At 69.7% G+C, this 20,801-nt stretch carries 19 protein-coding genes and 4 pseudogenes; 15 read left to right on the top strand and 8 right to left on the bottom strand.

Going from position 1 to position 20,801, the window contains the following annotated elements:
• Positions 1-14: 14 nt before the first annotated feature.
• Both GGE06_RS37610 and GGE06_RS37605 read right to left on the bottom strand, forming a co-directional pair.
• Positions 15-704 carry an alpha/beta fold hydrolase gene (locus GGE06_RS37610; RefSeq protein WP_184932920.1) on the bottom strand — a complete coding sequence of 230 codons (690 nt, stop codon included), beginning with the start codon at positions 702-704 and terminating at the stop codon, positions 15-17.
• A gap of 640 nt (positions 705-1,344) precedes the next feature.
• Complete coding sequence (locus GGE06_RS37605) at positions 1,345-1,743, bottom strand: YybH family protein (RefSeq protein ID WP_116164993.1); 399 nt, start codon at positions 1,741-1,743, stop codon at positions 1,345-1,347.
• A gap of 558 nt (positions 1,744-2,301) precedes the next feature.
• Between GGE06_RS37605 and GGE06_RS37600 the strand changes: the two genes are divergently transcribed.
• Both GGE06_RS37600 and GGE06_RS37595 read left to right on the top strand, forming a co-directional pair.
• Entirely contained in the window at positions 2,302-2,574 is a 273-nt protein-coding gene (locus GGE06_RS37600; RefSeq protein WP_184932919.1) for a hypothetical protein, read from the top strand.
• Positions 2,575-2,854: 280 nt separating this feature from the next.
• Positions 2,855-3,076, top strand: coding sequence for a hypothetical protein (locus GGE06_RS37595; protein ID WP_116164997.1), 222 nt, complete (start codon positions 2,855-2,857; stop codon positions 3,074-3,076).
• A 120-nt stretch (positions 3,077-3,196) separates the two neighbouring features.
• On the opposite strand, the gene GGE06_RS37590 is transcribed toward GGE06_RS37595, so the two are convergent.
• Positions 3,197-3,547: a DUF6003 family protein gene (locus GGE06_RS37590; RefSeq protein ID WP_184932918.1), complete on the bottom strand. Its 351-nt coding sequence runs from the start codon at positions 3,545-3,547 to the stop codon at positions 3,197-3,199.
• A gap of 557 nt (positions 3,548-4,104) precedes the next feature.
• Here GGE06_RS37590 and GGE06_RS37585 point away from each other — a divergent pair.
• Both GGE06_RS37585 and GGE06_RS43085 read left to right on the top strand, forming a co-directional pair.
• Positions 4,105-4,866 carry an isocitrate lyase/PEP mutase family protein gene (locus tag GGE06_RS37585; protein ID WP_116165001.1) on the top strand — a complete coding sequence of 254 codons (762 nt, stop codon included), beginning with the start codon at positions 4,105-4,107 and terminating at the stop codon, positions 4,864-4,866.
• 219 nt (positions 4,867-5,085) lie between these two features.
• Positions 5,086-5,196, top strand: a pseudogene (locus tag GGE06_RS43085) (ATP-binding protein); the annotation flags it as partial.
• 222 nt (positions 5,197-5,418) lie between these two features.
• Here GGE06_RS43085 and GGE06_RS43080 read toward each other — a convergent pair.
• Positions 5,419-6,138: pseudogene (locus GGE06_RS43080) on the bottom strand (IS110 family transposase); the annotation flags it as partial.
• Between the two features lie 287 nt (positions 6,139-6,425).
• On the opposite strand from GGE06_RS43080, the gene GGE06_RS37570 reads away from it, so the two are divergent.
• A complete protein-coding gene (locus GGE06_RS37570) occupies positions 6,426-6,701 on the top strand; it encodes a hypothetical protein (RefSeq protein ID WP_184932984.1) in 276 nt (91 codons plus the stop codon).
• 71 nt (positions 6,702-6,772) lie between these two features.
• Here GGE06_RS37570 and GGE06_RS37565 read toward each other — a convergent pair.
• Positions 6,773-7,981: pseudogene (locus GGE06_RS37565) on the bottom strand (IS110 family RNA-guided transposase); the annotation flags it as partial.
• A 557-nt stretch (positions 7,982-8,538) separates the two neighbouring features.
• Here GGE06_RS37565 and GGE06_RS37560 point away from each other — a divergent pair.
• Positions 8,539-8,874 carry a hypothetical protein gene (locus tag GGE06_RS37560; protein WP_184932916.1) on the top strand — a complete coding sequence of 112 codons (336 nt, stop codon included), beginning with the start codon at positions 8,539-8,541 and terminating at the stop codon, positions 8,872-8,874.
• Positions 8,781-9,167: pseudogene (locus GGE06_RS44145) on the top strand (phosphatase PAP2 family protein); the annotation flags it as partial. The gene GGE06_RS37560 and the pseudogene GGE06_RS44145, both read left to right, overlap by 94 nt.
• A gap of 374 nt (positions 9,168-9,541) precedes the next feature.
• Here the strand turns inward: GGE06_RS44145 and arr are convergent.
• A complete protein-coding gene (gene arr, locus GGE06_RS37555; protein ID WP_116165007.1) occupies positions 9,542-9,970 on the bottom strand; it encodes an NAD(+)--rifampin ADP-ribosyltransferase in 429 nt (142 codons plus the stop codon).
• Between the two features lie 420 nt (positions 9,971-10,390).
• Here arr and GGE06_RS37550 point away from each other — a divergent pair, with 420 nt between their 5' ends.
• From GGE06_RS37550 to GGE06_RS37535, 4 genes are all read left to right on the top strand, one after another.
• Positions 10,391-11,092 carry a bleomycin resistance protein gene (locus GGE06_RS37550; RefSeq protein WP_184932915.1) on the top strand — a complete coding sequence of 234 codons (702 nt, stop codon included), beginning with the start codon at positions 10,391-10,393 and terminating at the stop codon, positions 11,090-11,092.
• Positions 11,093-11,235: 143 nt separating this feature from the next.
• Positions 11,236-12,642 (top strand): mycothione reductase, encoded by a 1,407-nt coding sequence (locus tag GGE06_RS37545; protein WP_184932914.1) that lies wholly within the window; start codon positions 11,236-11,238, stop codon positions 12,640-12,642.
• Between the two features lie 319 nt (positions 12,643-12,961).
• A complete protein-coding gene (locus tag GGE06_RS37540) occupies positions 12,962-13,354 on the top strand; it encodes an esterase-like activity of phytase family protein (protein WP_116165015.1) in 393 nt (130 codons plus the stop codon).
• Between the two features lie 138 nt (positions 13,355-13,492).
• Positions 13,493-13,771 (top strand): DUF1214 domain-containing protein, encoded by a 279-nt coding sequence (locus GGE06_RS37535; RefSeq protein ID WP_312883445.1) that lies wholly within the window; start codon positions 13,493-13,495, stop codon positions 13,769-13,771.
• A gap of 259 nt (positions 13,772-14,030) precedes the next feature.
• Here the strand turns inward: GGE06_RS37535 and GGE06_RS37530 are convergent, their stop codons facing one another.
• Both GGE06_RS37530 and GGE06_RS37525 read right to left on the bottom strand, forming a co-directional pair.
• Positions 14,031-15,032: a TIGR00341 family protein gene (locus GGE06_RS37530; protein WP_184932913.1), complete on the bottom strand. Its 1,002-nt coding sequence runs from the start codon at positions 15,030-15,032 to the stop codon at positions 14,031-14,033.
• 949 nt (positions 15,033-15,981) lie between these two features.
• Positions 15,982-17,649: a carboxylesterase/lipase family protein gene (locus GGE06_RS37525; protein ID WP_246532996.1), complete on the bottom strand. Its 1,668-nt coding sequence runs from the start codon at positions 17,647-17,649 to the stop codon at positions 15,982-15,984.
• Between the two features lie 129 nt (positions 17,650-17,778).
• On the opposite strand from GGE06_RS37525, the gene GGE06_RS37520 reads away from it, so the two are divergent.
• From GGE06_RS37520 to GGE06_RS37505, 4 genes are all read left to right on the top strand, one after another.
• Positions 17,779-18,702, top strand: a complete 924-nt coding sequence (locus GGE06_RS37520; RefSeq protein ID WP_181924815.1) for a helix-turn-helix domain-containing protein — start codon at positions 17,779-17,781, stop codon at positions 18,700-18,702.
• A gap of 58 nt (positions 18,703-18,760) precedes the next feature.
• A complete protein-coding gene (locus GGE06_RS37515) occupies positions 18,761-19,696 on the top strand; it encodes a transposase family protein (protein ID WP_184932911.1) in 936 nt (311 codons plus the stop codon).
• A gap of 190 nt (positions 19,697-19,886) precedes the next feature.
• A complete protein-coding gene (locus GGE06_RS37510) occupies positions 19,887-20,330 on the top strand; it encodes a VOC family protein (RefSeq protein ID WP_116165023.1) in 444 nt (147 codons plus the stop codon).
• Between the two features lie 9 nt (positions 20,331-20,339).
• The gene (locus tag GGE06_RS37505) at positions 20,340-20,678 is read left to right on the top strand and encodes a YciI family protein (RefSeq protein ID WP_184932910.1); all 339 of its coding nucleotides are present in this window, start codon (positions 20,340-20,342) and stop codon (positions 20,676-20,678) included.
• Positions 20,679-20,801: the final 123 nt, after the last annotated feature.

Below are 20,801 nucleotides of genomic sequence, written 5' to 3'. Positions count from 1 at the left end.
GCTGTCGACGGGCGTCAGGGTCCGGTGCACCGTGGCAGCACATCGACGCTGTCCGTCGGTGCTTCAGGGAAGGGAGTGAGTCCGAGGAGAGCCGTCACCGCTTGCGCCGTACATCGATGCCACTGGCGAGCGTCACGCAGCATGGTGTGGCCGCCGCTGGGCATCGCGATGCCTACGACGTGGGCCCCTGCGGTGCGGGCGCGGGCGAGGAAGGCCCAGGTGTCCGCGGCAGAGGTGACGCGGTCGGCCTCGTCATGGAGCGCGACGACCGTACGGCCGAGCAGATGCGCTGTGGGCTCGCCCGGCGGACACCAGGGGGCGAGTGCGACGACTCCCACGACATCAGCGCCGGCCGCAGCGCGCAGGGCGGCACGACCGCCGAGAGAGTGGCCGACCAGGACGACGGGCACGGGGTGGGCGAGCGCGCGCAGCTCGTCCAGGGCTCGGCCGGCGTCGGTGACGGGATGAGCGTCGGCGCCGTTCCAGCCGCGGTGCCGGTAGCGGACGTGGGCGACGAGGACTCCGTCGTGTGCCGTGGCGCCCGCTGTCGCGGAGGCGAAGGGCCGCATCCGCCACGCGGGAAGGTTCACCCGGGAAAGCGGCCGTACATCGTCCGCGCGGCCGCCGTGAAGGACGAGGACCGCGGCCCTTGCCCGAGAAGGCGGCGTTCCGGTGGAGAGGGGGATGAGAGCCGATCGTGGCATGCGATGCGCCTTCGCTGCTGGCTTGGTCACTCGCTACCGCCCGGCCGCGAAGCGTTCCGGGCGGGGCTGCCGGAGGGAAGACGCCGCTACCGACGGTGAGCAGCAGGGTCATCAGGGTCGGGGAGAGGAGTAGAGCGAGTGACCCTGCCGTGCGGAGCAGCCGTGCAGCCGCAGACTCCACCCGTCAAGCCTGCCCCCGAAGTGCTTGAGGTGTCGAGCCCCCCGCACCTCGTAGGTGCTGAGCAGGGACGGCATGGAGCGTCTTGGCTGTCCCTCCGTCGCGCTACGGGATCATCAGTGCGCCGCGCTGCGTCAGCCAGGACGGTGCCGTGCGGCGCCCTTCTGCCGGACCCACCTGGGCCAGGTGCCGCAACCCTCCGACCGGCCGGACAGGGTCTCGGAACGCGCTGGTCGAGTGCACCGAGGCGTGCTCCTCCCGGACGGGTGGCCGTCAGGCAGGGCGGCCGGGACCGAGGCACTGCATCTCGCGGTAGCCCCCGCCGAAGAGCCCCGCCGGCGAGCGGTCCTTCATGCTGAGCGCGTGCACCGTCAGATACTCGGCCGCGCGCGATGCGGTTCGGGCCGTCGGAGACCGAACGCCTCGATTGGCCCACCGGTCTGTCGGGTGCGTCCAGACCCGTCAGTCCGTCACGGTGTCGCCGTGGCGGTGGGCGACGCGCCAGACGCCGTCTTCCCTGCGGTACACCTGGGTGGCGCGCAGGGTGTACGTGCGCGGCTGCCCGTCCACGGACGTGGAGGTGTGTTCCAGACCGACGGTGTAGGCCATGTCGCCGCTCACGTCGTAGGCCTGCAGTTCGAAGGCGTACGAGGTGCAGTCGGAGAAGGCCTTCGCGAGGCTCGTGAAGAGGGCGTCGAGCTCCTCGCGGCCCACGGCGCTGCGCCACGCACCCAGGACGCTCACCGGTTCGGTGCGGGACCAGAGCGCACGTCGGGGAGCGGGGTCGCCGTTGTGCAGTGCGGCCTCGGCCTCGTACAACGTGGTCCTGACCCAGACCAGGAAGTCGTCACGATCGGACATGCCTCCATCATCGCGCGGCGCCGTGTTCTCGGCCGCCAGCGCCGGCGTGAGATCTGCCGGGACGGAAGGCTGGGCGCCGTGAACGCGGCCGACCAGAGGGCGCCGTCCGCACCAGCCCGCCGTCGTGTCGTCTTCGGCTCGTCCGGGCTGCCGCCGGCCGAAACAGCAGACTTCCCCGGCCGGGAAACCCTCGGTTCTCCGGCCGATCCAGGTCGTGCCCGGGCAGGGCCCGGTCAGCAGGGCTGCCGGGCTTCGCCTGCGGCCGTCGTCAATCCCTGACCAGCCGTGCTTCCCGACCCAGGACTGCGTCCACCGACCGCTGGACCGCGAAGGAACCCGATGTCTCGGACATCGTCTGCGTCGCCGCCGAATCCCGGTTTCCCGCTGCCCCTGTGACCCGCCGCATCGGCCGGCTCCCACTCAAGTCGCGGGCGGAATGATGGTCACCTCGTCCATCCGGCAGGTTCGACGCCGCTTCACTTGCCCGGCGGAGACGATCCCTCAGGAGGAGGCGCGACGGGGCCGTTGGCCACGGAGCTTCCAGGCAAGACGGAGCCCGTGAGAGGCATCGACTCCGTCATAAGAATCGTGGCCCACGTGCTCGCGGGCATCCTGGGCGTCTGGATCCTCATGGACCTGCTCGACGCCAACCGGGGCAACATCGTCGTCGGTTGGTTCCACTCCGCCGCCGACTGGCTCGCCGGCTGGTCGATCGGGCTCTTCGACGTGGCCGGGAGTACCCTCCAGGTGATCCTCGACTACGGCATCGCCGCAGTCGTCTACGTGGTGATCGCGAACATCGTCGCCAGCCGGGCGTTCACCCGGGCGTAGAGGGTGCGAAAAGCCCCGGGCCCGCACTTCGCCGGTCGGGAGCTGGACTACGCCGTAGTGGACGCGATCGTCCTCAGGTCGCGAGTACGTCATCACGAGGGGACGCCGCATTCCGGCAGGGGCCAAGCACCGCGCAGGGCGGACCAGCAGCCCTGTTCGGTTCTCCGGCACGAGAACATCGCTCCCACCAGTCGTCTGGCGGCATGGCTGGATCCCTGACGCAAAGGGCTTGACGCGGCTTGCCCGGAGCGGTGCCATGGGGCGGGGGGAGGGGGCGTCCATGGCCGACGTGCACAACGACGACGAGAACCGGAATGCCGAGGAGGACAGTGCCCGGCCGGAACGACCGCAAGGCCCACACGAGCCGTCCGCCGCGGACCATTTCTGGGTGGCCGTTCTCGTGGTGATCATTGTGGTGCTCATCCTGGTCGGCATCCTGTCGAACATCGACATGAACGACAGCGGTTCCTCGACCCAGGACTGGAATACCGTCTGGCACTGAGCTTCTCCGGCGTTCCGGCGGTGTGAACCCCCCCGGAAGCGATGCCCTGCCGCCACTCTCTCCTGACGGCGTGCTCATGCCGACGCACCGACGCCGAGCGGGTGCCCACCTGCGACGGCATCAGCGTTGCGTACAACCTGCGTTGGTGACCGCCGTGCTCCACACCTCCGCCGACGCGGCTTCGGTCGGTCTCCATGTCGGGACCGACCGCGGCGCGCATGCCTGCTCCACGCGCACCGTCTCGTCCGGGCTCAGCGGGATCGGCAGCTGCTCGGCACCCTCGGGGATGAACTCCGCGGCATCGAAGGGCAGGATCCTGACCTCCTCCGAAGACGCGGAGACGCCGTGGGCCTGGAGCCGGCCGTGCACGGCCGGAGTCTCGGAGCACTCCAGATCGCCGACTGCGGCCAGAGCCGCACCGAGTCGCGGGTGTCGTTCGTGCAGGAGGAACAGAAACGCGTCATCGGCCATCGCGGGGAACTCGCCTTCACTCGTGGAGGGCTGGCCCCTGATGCCAACGCCGCCCGTGCGCGGCCGGGACCACGGTTGGGACCATGGCCATCGGCAGCGGGCAGTCAGACATTTGGCAAGAGGAGTTGGAGGAGTTGAAGGCAGGACGGGCCGACCGACCGCGATCGGCGTGATGCGGAGCGGGTCACCGCCTGTCGCCACGTCAGCTCTGGTCGGGGCCTTCGGGGCGCGCACCGAACCCGGCACCGACCCCGGCCCAGCACCGATCGGTGCCGGCGCCGACCGGCCCGGTGTCCGCAAGGCCGATGGGGATCGCCGCTCCAGGGGCCCGGCCCCTTCGGACTCCCACAGGGAGCCCGGTGGCTCCGCGGCAGGCCACCGCCGCACGCGCGCCCCGGAGAGGCCGGGGGCGTGGACAGGAACCTCCCGTTTCCGTACGGCGGAGTTGACGCGTGCGCGGCCACCACCCACTCGCCAGAGGGCCATGCCGGGACTCTCCACACACGCCAGTGCCCCGTCGGCGCCGTTTTGTGGCGATATGGGGATAGCGTCCTCTTATGGACTTTCGTACGACCGTGGAACGTGCCCAACTCCTCAAGAAGTTGCACGCCGAACACAAGCCGCTCGTGCTGCCGACCGTGTGGGACGTCTGGTCCGCGCGTACGGCAGTCGCCGCCGGGTTCCCGGCGCTGACCGTGGGCAGCCATCCGCTCGCCGACTCGCGCGGGGCCGACGATCACGAAGGGCAGACCTTCGAGGAAGTGCTCGCCGCTGTCCGCGGCATCACCGACTCGGTCGACGTTCCCGTGTCCGTGGACCTGGAGGCGGGCTACGGACAGCGGCCCGCGGATCTCGTCGCCGGACTCACCGAGGCCGGCGGCGTCGGCCTCAACCTGGAGGACACCGTCCACTCGGACGGCGGACGCATGCGCAGCACGCAGGAGCACGCCGACTTCATCGCCGGACTGCGCGCGGCGGCCGACGACGCGGGAATCCCGGTCTGGGTCAACGGACGGACCGACCTGTTCCAGAACGCCGGCAAGGCCGCCGACGTGCTGGACGAGGCGATCGAGCGGCTCAAGGCGATGGAGCAGGCAGGCGCCGACAGCGTCTACCCGGTGAGCATCCAGGACGACGACGACCTGCTCACCGCCGTGATCGCGGCCGTGGCCATTCCGGTGAACACCACAGCCCACCCGGTCAGGCACGATCTTGAACGCTTCCGCCGCCTCGGCGTCGGACGGATCACCTACGGCCCCCTGCTGCAGTTCGCCATGACGGACGCGATGAAGGAGATGCTCGCGCCCTGGGCCCCCTGACGGCCGCGTCGCCGCCTCGCACGTGCACACGCGACGGATCCCGGTCGGCATGCGCAGGGAGCCGGGACACGCCGGTCAGTGACTGATTGCCTGGCTGGGGCCGGGACGGGGGTTCGTGACGGACGCCGGCGGCGCTCGACGCGAGCCCCTTCCTCCATGCGCTCCCGCCCCGTTCCCGCCACAGAGCGGTGCGGGAGGCGTTCAGGCGGCGAGGGCACGGGAAGGGCCGGGCAGCACGGGCTGGAGATCGTCATGGCCGTCGCCCAGAGCGTCGAAGCGCGGCGCGAACCGGGCGGCAAGAGCATCACCGTGCGCCTGCCGCTCGAGTAGGCGGGCGTCTCCTCAGTCGGCGAGAGGCATCCCGCTGCCCGTCGCCCGTAGCCCGTTTCCGTGGCGTCCTGAGGTGTCAGACGGCGCCCTCACGAGTACGCGGCGGTCAACCGTCCCGCCGTCCCGCGCTGCCGTCGCGGCGGCTGGTCCGCCGCACGGTGGGCGCGAGCGTCGCCCCGGCCCGAGAACACGGGCGAGGCGCTCCAGAAAGAGGCCCGGCCGATCGCGGGCGAGGGTGGCGATCATGGCTGCGATTGTCTTCTCTCCGGCAACGCTGATGTGCTGCCGTTCGGCGGCCTCCACAGCGGTGCGGGCCAGGGCTCCGCACTAGCGGAGCTTTCTGTTCCGCAGCCACTGTTCGAGGCGGCTGGCGCCGAGGCGGCAGATGGCCGCCGGTGTCTGGTAGCCGGTGAGGAGAGCCAAGGGGCCGTGGTTGCCCAGGTCGAGGGCGCGCTCGAACGCGGGGAAGATGCCGGTCAGGAGGCCGCGGAGGCGGTTGACGGCTCAAGTGTGGTCGCAGACCAGGTCGGCACGGCGGCCGGTGAGGAGACGGAGCTCGATGATGGCTTCGTCGCCGGGCCTGATCGGCTGTAGATCGCGGCGCATGCGGGCCTGGCCGGCGATGACGTGTGCGTCGCGGGCATCGGTCTTGCCCTCGCCACGCTAGCCGGCCGTGGCCCGGTTCACGGTCCGGCCGGGGATGTAGAGCACCTGCTGGTCGTGATTGAGCAGGAGAGCGATGACCAGGGCGGCCCCGCCGTCGGCGAGGTCGATGGCCCAGATCACCTCGTCGCCCAGGGCGAGAACATCGGTGATCAGCTGCAAGAGATCGGGCTCGTCGTTGGCCACCCGCCTGGATAGCAGCTTGGTGCCGTCCCCGTCGATGACGAAGCAGTGGTGGTGGCCCTTGCCGGCATCGATGCCGGCCCAGATGCGGTTCAATCGTGATCCCGGATGAGTCGTACGGATTCTCTCGTGCAGACGACCTCACCGGCGTTGTCCTACTCAGCGATCTACTCGCACCTCTCAATGAGCGGCCCCGGCCGTCGGTGGGGTTCCGGGCGGCCAAGCCTGTTCAGCCATGAGCGGCGACACCTCAGTAGCCCCTCCCAGAACCCCCAGGCGACAAGACCCTACGAACGGCCCGATCAACCCGCCTAGAAGGTAGGACACCTCACGTCTCTAACGCGTCACGTTGTCGGGTTGGGCTCTTCGAACACGGCACGGTCGTGGAGCTGGTGGTGCCACTCGTTGGCGTCTGGGGCTGGCTTGGTCTTGAGGACCGGGTTGGGGCCGGTCTCGATGAGGTGCAGGAGTGTCCAGGCGACCCCGTAGCAGTCGTCGGGAGCGAAGCAGGCAACGAGGGCAGCCGCTTCCTCTCCTATCACCGGCTTGCTGATCGCTTCGAGCTGGGTGACACGCCGATCTATCTCTTCCTCCTCAGCGTCCAGTCGGGCAGCGGGCCGGCGGCGACGAAGGTCAGGACCTCTGGTCTCATGCCCTGATCATCGGCGCTCCCGCCTGGCCCGGACAAGTTTCCTGGCAGGTCAGGCCGCGTTCTCAACGAGTACTGGCCCGGTGGGAAGGCCTCCTGCTCGTCGAACAGCTTGTGATGCTGGAGGCAGTGGTGGAGCTGGCCGATCATCCGGTTGAAGAGGTTGCGCAGGGCAGAGGCATGCCAGTCTCCATGGTCGTCACGGCGCCTTCGGTAGTGCGCTTTGGCGCCGGGCGAGGAAGTGAGAGCGGCGAATGCCTAGAGGTATCCGGCGTGGTTGAGACGGTCGTTCTTGACCCACCTGCGGGTGATCGCGGACTTCTTCCCGGAGGCCCGGGTGATGGGCGAGGAACCGGCGTAAGCCTTCAGGCCGCGGGCGTCGGCGAACCGTTGCCGGTCATTGCCGATCTCGGCCAGGACCCGGGCGCCGAGCTGGCTGCCGAGTCCGGGGAAGCTGAGGATGACCTCGGCGTCCTCGTGCTGGGAAAAGGCCTCCTCGACCGACTGGGCGAGGCTGTCGACAGCGGTGCATGCAGCTTCCAGCTGGAGGAGAAGGGCAAGCATCTGCTTGCCTAGGGCGTCTTCGACCAGCGGTGGCTGGCGGGCCCAGTCGGCGCGGATGGCCTCTCGAAGCCGCTCTGTGTCCGCCTCGATGCCGCGCTTGCGGCCCGCCCGCTTGAGGACGGCGGTGATCTGTGTTCTAGTCAGCCGGCCCGCTTCGGCAGAGGTCGGGGCGGTCTTGAGGAGTTCGCGGATCTCGGGCCGGCACAGGCCGTTCTGCCAGTTGGCGGCAGCGGCCAGGGCGGCGGGATAGTACTCGCGGAGCAGAGAGTGGAGCTGGTTGGACGTCTACTGCCGGTTCCAGGTGGCGTCCTGCCGGGCTCGTGCCAGGACGGCAACGGCGCGGGCCAGATCGGAGTCGTTTGGAAGGGGCCGGTGGGCATGCATGTCCGTGCGGAGGGTGTTGGCCAGGACCAAGGCGTCGCCGGGGTCGGACTTCTTGCGGGAGACAGCGTGCCGGTCGCGATAGCGAGCGGCGGCCATGGGGTTGATCGCGAAGACCTGGCGCTTCCCGGTCCGAAGGACCGTAACGAGCAGGCCGCGGGAGGTCTCGATCGCCACAGGAATCGGGGATTCCTCTGTATCGCCGTGCTCGGCGAGCAGAGCGATCAGGATCTTGTAGGCTGACATGTCATCGGTGATGTGCCGTTTGGCCACGAGCTGCCCGCTGTCATCGACAAGGGCGACGTTGTGGGTCTTCTCCGCCCAGTCGGTTCCGCAGTAGATCAAGATGTTCCCTCCCCAGGTGGGTGTATGCGCTGGTCACGAGCGCATGAGGGCCACGCAGCGACCTAATTCCAGGCCTCGGCCGCAAAGGCCGGGCCGCCACCTCACTAGCCGTTCGTGGCACCAGCGCACCCCACGGGCCTCGGTCTATGCGGGAGCTCGGACGGCTCGGGCGTATCAAGAGGTCACCGTGGAGCGGGCTCGCACCACCACTCCAACGAGTGATCAAGGCGATCGGTGGTAACAGCTACGGGAAACCGGACGCTGCCGCTCTATGTGCAGGCATCGGCTGCCTGGGGCACCCAAGGCATCCATCCGGAACTCACGAACTGCCACCACCGGGGCGTGGCCGTTCGCTTGATCTACCCAAAGACCTCACGGGCCAGGGCCGGAGCAGGCGTAACGGACCTCATCACTCGAGCACCGCCCTGAAGCCACTCGGCACCACTGCGGTCCTCAAGAAGGAATTAGGGGCACCCCCCACACACGGTCCGCAGCTCGGTGACGGCCGCAACGCCCACCGGGCGTTTGACCGGCGCTCGGCAGGTAACACGGCACGAATGACGATCCCGCATGAGGCAGTCAGACCCGGCCGCCCGCTCCTGCTGCTGTCCGTCCAGGCAGCCGCCGTCGCCGCACTGGGGCTGCTGTTGACCGGCCCCCTGGCACACCGCTGGCTGCTGTCGGCGGAGGACGGCGTCAACCGAGCCCTCGCCGCCCATCGCACCCCTCTCGCCACCGCCCTCACCGACGGAGCGTCGCTCCTGGCCGGCACGGGGAGCGTGATCACACTCGCCGCCCTGTGCACGGCCGCCCTGCTCCTGGCGCCCCATGTGCCCCGGTGGCGGGAAGCGGCGTTCCTCGCGGTCGCGGTCGCGGTCGCGGTGGCAGCGTAGTCCGCCGTCTTCCTGCTCGTCACCCTCGTCGTGGAACGCGAGCGCCCCGACGTGCCCCACCTGGACCCGGCACCCCCACGGCCAGCTTTCCCTCCGGTCATGTCGGGGCCTCCGTCGCCCTCTTCGGAGGACTGGCCGTCCTCGCCTCCCGAGGCCTGCACGGCGTGTGGGGCCGCGTCGTGATGACCCTGCTCCTTGTGATCCCGCTGCTCGTGGCGGCCTCCCGCGTCTACCGTGGCATGCACCATCCCTCCGACGTGGTCGGAGGGATGGTGAACGGCGCGTGCACGCTGGCCCTCGTGAAGGCCGCCCTGCTGCCACACCCCCGGAAGGAGTCGGCGAAGCCCGTCCCCGTCCCGTCCCCCCACAGCATCCGGCGGGCTGTCGTGGTGCGCCACCCGCACGCGTGCGACGCCCCTCGCCTTCGAGGCCTGGCGCGGCGACACCGGCCGCCCCCTCACCACCCCGGCCGAGGGCATGGAGCCCGAGCTCGTGACAGACACCCCGGAGCCGGCGAGCCGGCCCGGCGGCCGATGACGCGGGATCGAACGCATCGGCCGGCCGAAGGCAGCCGGCCGGGCCGTTTCCTCGAGGCGCTCGGGAGGGTCGCCCACCGGAGCCGGTTCACCGGCGGTCCCGTGCGACCCCCCTGCGGCGCCGACGTGCGTCAGTCCAGGATCGTGGCGGCGCCGCGGCGTCGAAGGCCGGCCAACCCCTCTTGCATGGCCTTGATCTGTTCGGGGGAGTGTCCGACCCAGCCCTTGAGCTCCGAAACGATCCGCACGGGATCGCTCGTGCGGTAGGAGCGGGTCGGGTTGCCGGGGAACTTCTTGTCGGTGACGTTGGGGTCGTCTTCCACGAGACCGGTCGGCTCCACGACGTAGATCCGTCCCGCGCCGTCACCGGCGGCGAGCTCGGCACCCCAGACGGCGGCGTCCAGGGTCTCGGAGAAGTACACGTTCCGGGACACGCGACCCTCCTCGTAGTTGGACGCGTATCCGGGAACCAGCAGATCCCCCGGAGCGAGGTCCGCCTTCGTCCCGTGCAGGTACGTTCCCGCCTCGTACACCTGGAAGGGAACAGGGGCACTGCTCATCGGATACTCCTTCGACCTGGGCGCTGGTCCCACAGGCAACCACAACAGCCGCCCCTGCGTGACCATGTCGGCCGGTCGCCGATACGGAAACCGGCCGACCGCCCTCGCCGCCCGCAGCCGGCTACGGACACCCGGCCGGTCGCCATGTCGGCAACCGGCCCGTTCAGGCGGCCTCATCCATCGTGTGCTCCTCCACGGAGCGGGAGTCGGTGAGGCTCAGCGCTCCGCCGGCGGCAAGCAGGCCGACGGCGACGGCAAGAAGGGCGTAGGTGATGCGCTCGCCGTGCTGCCGCAGGCAGCCTTCTGCCGAGGCTGCTTCTGCCGACGGAGGCGAAACGATCCCCCGGGCACCGAGGGCCGGTACGCGCGTCGCTGACGTACCCCTCGGTCTTCTATTCAAGTTTGACTAGAGTGCTCGGTATGAGCGAGAAGACGATGCCGATCCTGCCGTGTCGGACCATCCAGCCCGTTCTCGACTTCTATACGACCCTCGGGTTCGAGGTGACCTTCCAGCAGAAGAGCCCCAGTCCGTACGCAGTCGTCCAATGCGGAGGCATACAGCTGCACTTCTTCGGGATGAAGCACTACGAGCCGACCGCGTCGTTCAGTACCTGCATCGTCCAGACCGACGACATCGACGGGCTGCACGAGACCTTTCGGACCCGACTGAAGGCGGCGTACGGGCGAGTACCGAACCGCGGGCTGCCGCGCATCGGACCGCTGAAGAACGCGTCACACGGTGTGCGGCAGTTCCTCATGACCGATCCAGGCGGCAACTGCATCCGCATCGGGCAGCAGATGAGCGACGACCAGCACCACCGCCCGGCCCCCAAAGGGACCTTCGCCCGGGCGGTGCACCACGCTTCCCTCCTTGCCGACTCCAAGGAGGACCTGACGGGCGCCGCGCAGATCATCGACCGGGCGCTGCGTCTACGGGACGAGCGGCCCACGCCCGTGGAACTGCTGCGTCTTCTCGTGCTGCGTGCCGACGTTGCCACTCGTCTCGGCGATGGAGACGCCGCGATGTCCGCGCTTGCCGCAGCCACCGCTGTCCACCTCACCGCGGAGGAAAAGGAGTCCGTACACGACGACCTCAAGCGTCTCACGCAGCTGCTGGACTGAGAGGTGGGAAATAACCACGGCGGCATCCGGCGCTGAGCGGGAGCCCTCGCGGCGGGAGGACCACGCCGCACACGCCATCATGGTCGGTACCGGCACGGACTTCCTGACAGCGCCGTCACGGCGACCCGATAAGGAGACCTTTCGTGGAGCAGCACTTCGATCTTGTCATCATCGGATCGGGTTCCGGGAACTCGATCGTCGATGAGCGTTTCGCGGATTGGAAGGTCGCCTTCGTCGAAAAGGGCATCGGCCCGCTGGACAGCTACGGCGGCACGTGCCTGAACGTCGGCTGCATCCCCACGAAGATGTTCGTCCACACCGCCGACACCGCCCGGGCGCCCGAGCACGGCGCGGCCCTGGGCGTCGACCTGGCTCTGCGTGGTGTGGACTGGCCCGTCGTACGGGACCGGGTCTTCGGCCGCATCGACCCGATCGCGCAAGGCGGCGAGCGCTACCGCGCGAGCGGACATGACAAAGTCACCCTCTACCGCGGTACCGCACGGTTCATCGGCGAGCGCCGTCTGACCGTCGCCACTGCCGAGGGGCCCATCACGCTCACGGCCGACCGCATCGTCGTCGCGACGGGCAGCCGTCCCGTCGTGCCCGACGTGCCCGGCCTCGACGAGTCGCTCGGCTTCCACACCAGCGACAGCGTCATGCGCCTGGAGGCGCTGCCGCGCCGCATGACGGTCCTCGGCTCGGGGTTCGTCGCCACCGAACTCGCCCACGTCTTCTCCTCCCTCGGCGTGGAGATCACCCTGATCGCCCGTGGCGACCTCCTGCTGCGGCACGAGGACGCCGACGTCGCACGCCGCTTCACCGAACTCGCCCAGGACCAGTGGGACGTCCGGCTCAACCGCAAACTGGTGGGCGCCGACCGGAGCCCGGACGGCACGCTGCGTCTCGACCTGGAAGGTCCCCAGGGAGCGGAGAGCGTCGACACCGACGAGCTGCTGGTGGCCGTCGGTCGTCGGCCCAACTCCGACCTCGTGGACGCCGCCGCCGGCGGGCTCGACCTCCACGCCGACGGCCGGATCACCGTGGACGCGCACCAGGCCACCTCGGTGCCCGGGGTGTGGGCACTCGGCGACGTCTCCTCGCCCTGGCAGCTCAAGCACGTCGCCAACCACGAGGCCCGAGTCGTCCAGCACAACCTGCTCCACCCCGACGCCCTCCGCGCCACCGACCACCGGCATGTCCCGCACGCCGTCTTCTCCTCGCCGAAGATCGCCGCGGTCGGCCTGACCGAGCAGGAGGCCCAGGCGTCCGGCCGCCCGTACGTGACGGCGATGCGCGAGTACAGCGGCATCGCGTACGGCTGGGCCATGGAGGACGCCACCGGCTTCGCCAAGGTCCTGGCCGATCCGGCCACCGGCGAGATCCTGGGCGCGCACATCATCGGCCCCGAGGCTCCGACGCTGATCCAGCCGCTCGTCCAGGCCATGGCCTTCGGTCTGGATGCCCGCGCCATGGCCACCGGCCAGTACTGGATCCACCCTGCCATGCCCGAACTCATCGAGAACGCCCTGCTCGCTCTTCCCCTCGACTGACCTGACCATCTGCCGACTCAGCGGCACGCCATTCCGCGAAGTGCCCCCGTCCCGGCGGGGGCACTTCAGCACATGAAAGGGAGTTGGCGGATTCGCTGCCAAGTCTCCGCTCTTCCTTCCTGTTTGTTTCGATTCGCCATATGGCTGTTCAGCAGTTGTTCGCACCCGACTGCCGAACCGTTCGAACCGCCGAATCAGAAGGAACAGGCCTCATGCGCCTTCGCACACTCCTGCCTGCCAAGGTGGCCACAGCCGTGCTCTCCATGCTGCCCGCCCCGACGGCTGCCGCCGTCCTGGGGACCACGCCTGCTCCCCGTGCATGTCCGTGGCCGGCTTCTCGGACGCGCTCGACAAGGCCGCCCTCGACGGGAAGCTGGTCGGCGGGATCTCCGGCCTCGCGCTAGACCGGGACGGCACGGTCGCCGCGGTGTCCGACAAGTCGGTGCTGTACCGGCTGAAGGTGGCGTCCGGCCGTACCCCCACCGCGACGGCCACGGCCCGGCTGCCGCTCGCCGACGGAACGGGCAAGGTGCTCGACTCCGAAGGCGTGGTCGTCGACCGGGACGGCAGCTATCTCGTCACCGACGAGACGGCGCCGGCCATCCGCCGCTACTCGCGCACCGGCCGGGTGGTGGCCGAGCTGCCGGTCCCGCCCGCGTTCCGGATCGCCCGCAGGGCCGGGCCACCGTCAACCAGACCTTCGAGTCCCTGACCCTGCTGCTGGCCGGCGACGGAAACGAGTTCCCGCAGCAGACGCCCTGTACCCGCACGCCACCACCGACGCCGACGGCCGGCCCCTCGACGGCGCCCACCCTGCGTACTCCACTTCGACACCGGAAACACCCCGCCGGTGGACGGCTTCTGGTCCCTCACGATGATGAACGAGCGCCAGTTCTTCGTCGACAACCCGCTGAACCGCTACGCGATCGGCGACCGCAGCAACATGTGTACCAACCCGGACGGCTCACTCGACATCTACGTCCAGCACGCCGATCCCGGCCCGGACCGCGAGGCCGACTGGCTCCCCGCACCCGCGGGCAACTTCAACGTCTTCCTGCGCCTCTACTGGCCCCACTCGCCCGCCCTCACCGGCGAATGGACCCCGCCGGCACTGCAACGCACCAGCTGATCCTCGGCCGGACCACGCCCCTCGCACACCGCAGACTCCTCAGCGAGGGCGGCGAAAGCCGGACATCGCGACGACTGCGGTGGCTCGTCCGCGAGGCCGATGTCGAGTCGAACGGCATACGCCCGAGCCGTCAGCCGGGTCCGGGAGTGCGACCGGGATGGCCCGGCGCGACGAGGTCGTGTGAACAGCCACGGCAGCGAGACCGTGGGGCACGGCGGGGCGGAAGATCACCGAAGGACTCGCACGCCCGGACAGTGGGTCAGTCTCCGACCCGTCCGGCCTGGACCTGGCGGCCTTCGTTGGTGACGACCACGACGGGCACTCCGTCGGGGATCTGCCCCTGGAGGTCGGCGAGGAGCGTCTCGACCGGGGGCAGGTCTCCCGGCGCGCGGACCTGGATGTAGAGGGTTCGTGACTGCGCGCTGACGTTGACGACGGACGCGCCGGGCGATGCTGCCAGCCACTGCGTGGCGCTGTTCGTGGCGCGTGTGGTCCACAGCTGCACCAGAATGGTGGCCGCGGTGTTCGCCACCAGCAGCACGCCGACCGCACCGAACAGCAGGCCGAGCGCCAGGTAGGTCCTGCGTACGCCGCCCGTCTCCTTTCGGCGGTCGGCCGTCGCGTAGCCCAGGCCTCCGAACACCACCATGCCGGCGAACACGAGGGCCAGCAGGTTCGACACGAACAGGACGAACGATCCCAGAGCCAGCCACCACGCGGCCTGCCCGAGGCAGACGCCGGTCACCACCAGCGGCGGCACCAGCGAGATGGCGATCGCCACTCCGGGCAGGACCGCGGCGACGTCCCGGCGGGAGAGTGCCAGAGCGCCTGCGAAACCGGTGGCGAGCGCGGCCACCAGGTCCATCAGGCCGGGCGAGGTGCGACTGGAGATCTGGCTGTTGGACAGCAGGTCGTAGGAGGCGGGCAGCACCAGAGAGAACAAGGCTCCGAGCACCACGACCAGCATCCCGCCGGCGGCGACGAACAGAGCCGCCGTCGACCGCCGGCGCTGCACGGCGCCGAGGGCGATTCCCATGATCGGCGTGGACAGCGGCGCGATGATCATCGCGCCGATCACCGTGGCCGTCGAATCCGTCAGCACTCCGCCGGCCGCGATGACAGCCGACAGGAACAGCATGGACCAGAACGCCGACTGCTTCGCACGGGTGTCCCCGGCCGACAGGTCTAGATCCCCCTCCAACTCCTCCAGAGTCCTTCGCTGGTGATCGGGGAGCGCGCGGTCGCGGAGGCTGCTGAGCACCCGTCGAGTGTCACGCCCTGCCGAGCAAGGGAGGCATGCGCCACCCGCGGCTGTCCCTCGAAGGGAGCACAGATCGCAGTGAGAGCTGTTGCGGCGGGGGAGTCCCCGTGGAGCTGGGACTGACACGAGTGACGGACGGCCATGTCATTCGCCCGCCGACCATCAGGCCAGCTCGGTCAGGCGTCCGTTTGCGCGGAGGTTCGGGGAGGGGGGTGGTCAGCTGCTGACCTCGGTGTTGCCGCGGTGATCACAGAGTGCTTGGAGAATGCGTGCTTGGTGTTCGTCCTGGGAGTCTTCGGGTTCTGGTGCAGGGGTGTTGAGGAGGGTGCCGAGACGGCCGTACAACGCTGTGAGGCCCATGAGCGCGTCAAGGCTCTGCAGAGTGTCGTGGTCGATGAGGGGGAAGGGCGCTCGGTCGGGCGGGAGGAGCAGGGCGAGGAGGTCGAACGGGGCCATGCGTCGTCGAGTTGCTGGTTGGTCCAGATCCGGGTGGCCTCGAACGCGGTGTGGCGCCATGCCCGGAGGAGGGTGATCTCCAGCTCGGTGAGTTCGCTGACAGGACGGTTTGCGGCAGGGCGATGTGCTGCCGTGCCCGAACGCGGGGACCTCGTCCACCCGCAGAAGGGGGCCTTCTCGACAACGTGCCGCACACCGTCCGTCAGCTGGAAGACGGTCCTGCACGGTCCTGCCCTCGAGGCTGGGCACCCGCACTTCGCGTACGGAGGGGAGGGCCACGGCTTCAGGGCCGAGCGTGAGCCCGTCCCGGCGAGCCGTGCGAGCGCCGCCCACCGTTGTGGTGACGGTCAGTACGGTGGCGCAGGCGAAGGCGACCACCGCGCCCGCGGCCAGGGCCTGGGGAGCGGCCCCGCTCCACGGGGTGCTGTCGCCCATGGGGACGTGGGCCACCACCGCGTCCAGACCTGCGGGCAATGCGGCCTGATGCCAAGCGCTACGAGGGGCTCAAGCCGGGTCCCACGGCCGTGTGCGCACCGTGCCAGAAGGCACAGTGGTGCGCGTCGTACGCGTCGGAGGCGTGGATCGCCCCGGGCCCGGGCGCCAGCGACAGTACGGGTCCCGTGGTGCGCAGGACCGGCCAGCGCGGAGCGCCGGGTGTGTTCGGGTTCCCGGTGTGGGCGAAAGACGCCCAGTAGTCGATCATGCGGTCGGACAAGGTGCCCTGCGCCTCAGTGAGGGGCTGCTGGGTGGGAACGGAGGAGAAGAGGTAAGGCAGTTCGAAGCCGTGCGCTGCTCCGTAGGGGAGGTCGGCATGCGTGGGGAGGCCGGTCAGGACAGGGGCGTCCGGGTCGTTGAACTCGTAGCCGTAGAGCGGGATCCGAGGTGCCTTCGTGGCGATCTCGCGGGCCGCTTGGAGCGTGGTGCATGCCAGGGAGCGGTCGGTCAGCGCCGCGGACCAGGCCAGCGCCGGGGTCGGGTAGCGCGCCGCCGGGTAGTGCGAGGCCACGGCGGCGCCGGCCGGGCCGAAGGTGTCGTCGAGACGGGCGTGGTAGTCCTCCTCGGTTCGGAGGGGGTACGCGGTGAGTGACTGGCCGACGAACATCCGCATCTCGTCGTGATTGGTGCCCTGGAGCAGCGGCACCCGGTGGAAGCGGCCGGAGGCGAGGGACTCGCCCGGTGCCGTGGGGAGCAGTGAGTTGCCGAAGGCGGGGCGGTTGAAGGACTGCATGAGTTGCGTAGTGGCGAGATGTTCCGTGCTCTGCTCGCGCAGGCAGGCCAGCACTCGGGCATCGTCGTTCGCCGCGCAGCCGAGTTGTCGCGCGGCCCGGGCGCCGCTGTCCTGGACGTCGTGTTCGGTGGCGAAGGGCTCGTACGCCGGTGTTCCGGGGCCGAGGGCACCGGGCGGGAACGACATGAGGCAGGAACCGCTCTGCAGCACCGCCCTTTGGAAGAGCCCGGCCGCGCGCGGGGAGGTGAGGTGCGCGCAGACGCTCAGGGCACCCGCGGATTCGCCGAACAGCGTGACGGCGCCGGGGTCGCCCCCGAAGCGCTCCGCGTTCGCCCGCACCCAGCGCAAGGCGGCCTGTTGGTCGGCGAGGCCGAACGGCGGAGCGGAGCCCAGGGCCCGATGACCGAAGTAACCGAAGACGCCGAGGCGGTAGTTGACCGTGACGACGAGGGTGTCACCGCGAACGGCCAGCCGCTCTGCTCCGTAGTCGCCGCCGGACCCGCCGAGGAACGCCCCACCGTGCAACCACACCAGTACCGGGCGCCGTTCGCCGGCGGGCGGGCGTGCCGACGGCACGGTGACGTTGAGGTAGAGGCAGTCCTCGGAACCGCTCACCCCTTCCATGCCGGGCATCGGCATCTGTACGCAGCGCGGGGCGGGGGCCGTGGCGTCCCTCACTCCCCGCCATGTCGGCGCCGGCGCGGGCTCCTGCCAGCGCAGGCGGCCCGTGGGCGGTGCAGCATAAGGGATGCCGTCGAAGGTGACGTACGAGCCGTGGGCGGCGCCGCGGATCAGGCCGTGATCGGTCCGTACGAGGGTCCCCGTACGAACTCCGTCGGCGCGCGGCGGTTCGGCGGCCGCGGTCGTGACGGACGCGACCGTGACGGCGAGCAGAACGGCCGCGCGCAGCAGGCGGACGCTGTGCGCGCGCAAGCCGACTCGCGTACGCGGGCGCGGTGGTGGGATCGAGGTCATGCGTGCTCCCCTGTCTCGATGGGCCGTCCGGAGGCGGCCGGTGCTCGGTACGCTAGAAGCTCCCGCGCACTGGAGGTTCAAGGGTCTGTGACGCACCGCACATGGAGCATCGGTGAACTCGCCGCCGGGACAGGGATCGCAGTGAAGACCCTGCGCTACTACTCCGACAGCGGTCTGCTGCCGGTCGCGGAGCGCAGCAGCGGGGGTCACCGGCGCTACGGCCCAGAGGCGTGGGAGCGAATCGGGCTGATCAGGCGCTTGCGGGCACTGGACACCCCGATCGCGGCTGTTGCGCGGGTGGCGAGCGGGGAGCAGGCTCTCAGCGATTTCGTAGCGGCCGAACTCGACGCCGTTCAGGAGCAGCTGACGCAGTTGCGATGGCGGCAGGCCACACTTCGCGCCCTCGACGACTGCGTGGACGGCGAGCGGCTGCGGCGCCTGGAGATCCTCGCCCGGGTGCAGCGGCTTCCGCAGGCGCGGCGGACCCTCACCGATCACTGGTACCGCGAGCTGCCCGCGGAGATGCCGAAGCGGCGGCTCGACCTCATGGTCGCCATGCTGTCGCCCGAGCCCTCGCACGATCCCTCGCCCGCCGCGGCACTGGCCTACGCAGAGCTCCACGTGCTGGTTTCCACGCCCGGTTTCACGCGCTGGACGAGGGATCACTCGGAGGAGATGCGGGACGCCCCCGCCTTCTACGGCGAGATAGACGAGGCGGCCGCTCTGACGGCCGCTGCTGTGAGGGCCGGGCTCCCGCCGGGCCCCGGGGAGGCGGTCGACGCGTTCGTGTCCGCCCACGCGCGAGCTCGGAGGGAGTCGGACACCCCGGCCTTCCGTCGCTTCCTGCACGCGCTGGTCTCCAGGTCGTCGGGCTTCGACCCGCGTCTGCGCCGCTACTGGGGTCTGCTGGACACCGTCACCGGCGGGCGCTCCCTGAACATGACTGCGGCCCACGCGTGGCTGACCGACGGACTGAGCCTCTCGATCACCGACTCCGCGCCTCGCGCCTAACGAGCTCGTGCACGGTAAGCGGTGAGACGTCGAGCCCCGGATGGTCGACCATGGTCGGGTGGTGGGGACCGTGATTCGCGCAGTGATCGTCGGCAATCGCCGGATCACGGGGCTGTCGGACGGTGCGATCGCTGAACTCATGGCGGAGGTGGGCCCGTTATGGCATGAGCGTCATCAGGCAAGGCTGGTCTCTCGGCCGCGGAAGCGGGCTGTGGGCGCCGGCGCGAAGTACCGGCTGGTGTTCGTCGACCGGCTCCTGGCCACGCTCATCCATCTCCGTCACGGAGTCACCCATGACCTGCTGGCCTGCTGGTTCGGCATGGACCGTTCCACCATCACCCGGGCCATCGGCGAGGTGCGGCCGTTGCTCGCCGAGCGGGGGTGCACGATCAGCCCCGGCGTCCGGCTGCGAACGCTGGCCGAAGTCATCGACCACCTCGGCGCCAGTGGGCAGACCGGCATCATCGACGGCACCGAGATCCAGGTTCGCCGCCCGGCCGCCGGCCGCAAGGACCGGGACGCCTTCATCTCCGGGAAGAACAAGCAGAACGCCGTCAAGACCATGGTCCTGACCGACCAGAACGGGCGGGTGCTGTTCTGTAGTCCGGCCAGGCCAGGCAGCTGCGCGGACATCACCCATGCTCGCCAGTTGGGCCTGGTCAAGCTCCTGGCGGACGGCCCAGCGGTGGAAATCCTCGCCGACGCCGGCTACCAGGGCCTCGGTGCCCAGACCGGCGGGCGCGTGGTGACGCCACCGCACCGCAAGTTCAAGAAGAACGCACCGGACTGGTACGAGGAGATGTACGAACGGCAGCGCAAGGCTCATTCCTCCCGCCGTATCCGGGTCGAGCACGGCATCGCCCACCTCAAGAACTGGCGGGCCCTGGCCCGCCACCTCGGCCGCCGCGAGCACATGAGCGATACGGTCCAGGCCGTCGCCGGCCTGCTCTCCCACCAGCAGACCGTGGACCTGGAACCTCGACGACAAGGGTGAGCACCGGTGCAACCGAAGCCCTTGACGTCTCACCGCTTACCGTGCACGAGCTCGTAAGGGCTGTCCCGCGATTCCTGGTGGATCCGCGCGCGGCGTCAGATGCGTGCATCGCAAGAGCGGGTGGGGTTCCCTTGAAGAACCTGAGAGGCTACCTTCCTCAGCCTCTCCTCAAGAATCCTCCAGGGGTCCGATGACATTCGTAAGGCGCTTCGACCACGTCGGGATCACCGTCGCTGACCTCGACGCCGTGACGGCGTTCTTCGTCAGCCTCGGTCTGGAGGCCGATCGGAAGTCGGTCATCGAAGGCGAGTTCCTGGACACGGTGATCGGCATGACCGACGCCCGCACCGAGATCGTCATGCTGCGAATGCCCGGCGGAGGTACGACGCTGGAGCTCTCGAGCTTCACGCGGCCGGCCCACCTCCCGGGTTCGCCTGCCGCGTCGGCCAACGAGCTGGGCCTGCGCAACGTCGCATTCGAAGTGCACGACCTCCAAGCTGCGGTCGACCGTGCCGCGGACGACGGCTACGGCCTTGTGGGAGGCATCGGCGAATACGAGGGCGTGTGGCGGATGGCCTATGTCCGCGGGCCCGAAGGCATCATCGTCTCGTTGGCCGAGAGGATCGAGAAGTAAGGAGACATCATGAGCACGACCGTGACCGACGAACAGATTCGGGCTCTGGCCGCGACCGCGAAGCCCTACAGCCTGGCGCTCCTTGAGTGGGGGCCGGAGCGGACCATGGACGGCGCGGGCGCAATCGAACTCGAACACCAGCGACGCATGGTGTCGCTGCGCGCTGAGGGGGTGATCGCTGTCCTGTGCCCGGTCGCCTCCGCCACTGTGGCCGGCATCGCGATCATGACCGTGCCGGCCGAGGAAGCCGCGGAAATCATGGCGGGGGACCCCTGTGTGCGAGCCGGGATGATGCGCTGCGAGGTTCACGCGTGCCACGGCTTCCCCGGAGACACCCTCCCCGCATGAACGTCACCGAATCGTGCAGACCAGTGAGTGGGTCTGCCGCACGATCGGGTGACATCTGAAGTGGCTTGCCCTGTGGGGCAGGTGGGAAGGATGTCGCTGTGCCGAAGCCTTATCCGGAAGAGT

The sequence above is a fragment of the Streptomyces nymphaeiformis genome (assembly GCF_014203895.1).
GTDB lineage: Bacteria > Actinomycetota > Actinomycetes > Streptomycetales > Streptomycetaceae > Streptomyces > Streptomyces nymphaeiformis.
Note: the sequence above shows the minus strand (reverse complement) of the source record. Positions and strands in the feature narration are given on the sequence as shown.

Coding starts and splice junctions, on each gene's coding strand:
- GGE06_RS37505 (WP_184932910.1), top strand. CDS start 20,340: ATGAGCACGACCGTGACCGACGAACAGATTCGGGCTCTGGCCGCGACC.
- GGE06_RS37590 (WP_184932918.1), bottom strand. CDS start 3,547: ATGGCCGATGACGCGTTTCTGTTCCTCCTGCACGAACGACACCCGCGA.
- GGE06_RS37585 (WP_116165001.1), top strand. CDS start 4,105: ATGGACTTTCGTACGACCGTGGAACGTGCCCAACTCCTCAAGAAGTTG.
- GGE06_RS37550 (WP_184932915.1), top strand. CDS start 10,391: ATGAGCGAGAAGACGATGCCGATCCTGCCGTGTCGGACCATCCAGCCC.
- GGE06_RS37510 (WP_116165023.1), top strand. CDS start 19,887: ATGACATTCGTAAGGCGCTTCGACCACGTCGGGATCACCGTCGCTGAC.
- arr (WP_116165007.1), bottom strand. CDS start 9,970: ATGAGCAGTGCCCCTGTTCCCTTCCAGGTGTACGAGGCGGGAACGTAC.
- GGE06_RS37560 (WP_184932916.1), top strand. CDS start 8,539: ATGACGATCCCGCATGAGGCAGTCAGACCCGGCCGCCCGCTCCTGCTG.
- GGE06_RS37605 (WP_116164993.1), bottom strand. CDS start 1,743: ATGTCCGATCGTGACGACTTCCTGGTCTGGGTCAGGACCACGTTGTAC.
- GGE06_RS37540 (WP_116165015.1), top strand. CDS start 12,962: ATGTCCGTGGCCGGCTTCTCGGACGCGCTCGACAAGGCCGCCCTCGAC.
- GGE06_RS37610 (WP_184932920.1), bottom strand. CDS start 704: ATGCCACGATCGGCTCTCATCCCCCTCTCCACCGGAACGCCGCCTTCT.
- GGE06_RS37595 (WP_116164997.1), top strand. CDS start 2,855: ATGGCCGACGTGCACAACGACGACGAGAACCGGAATGCCGAGGAGGAC.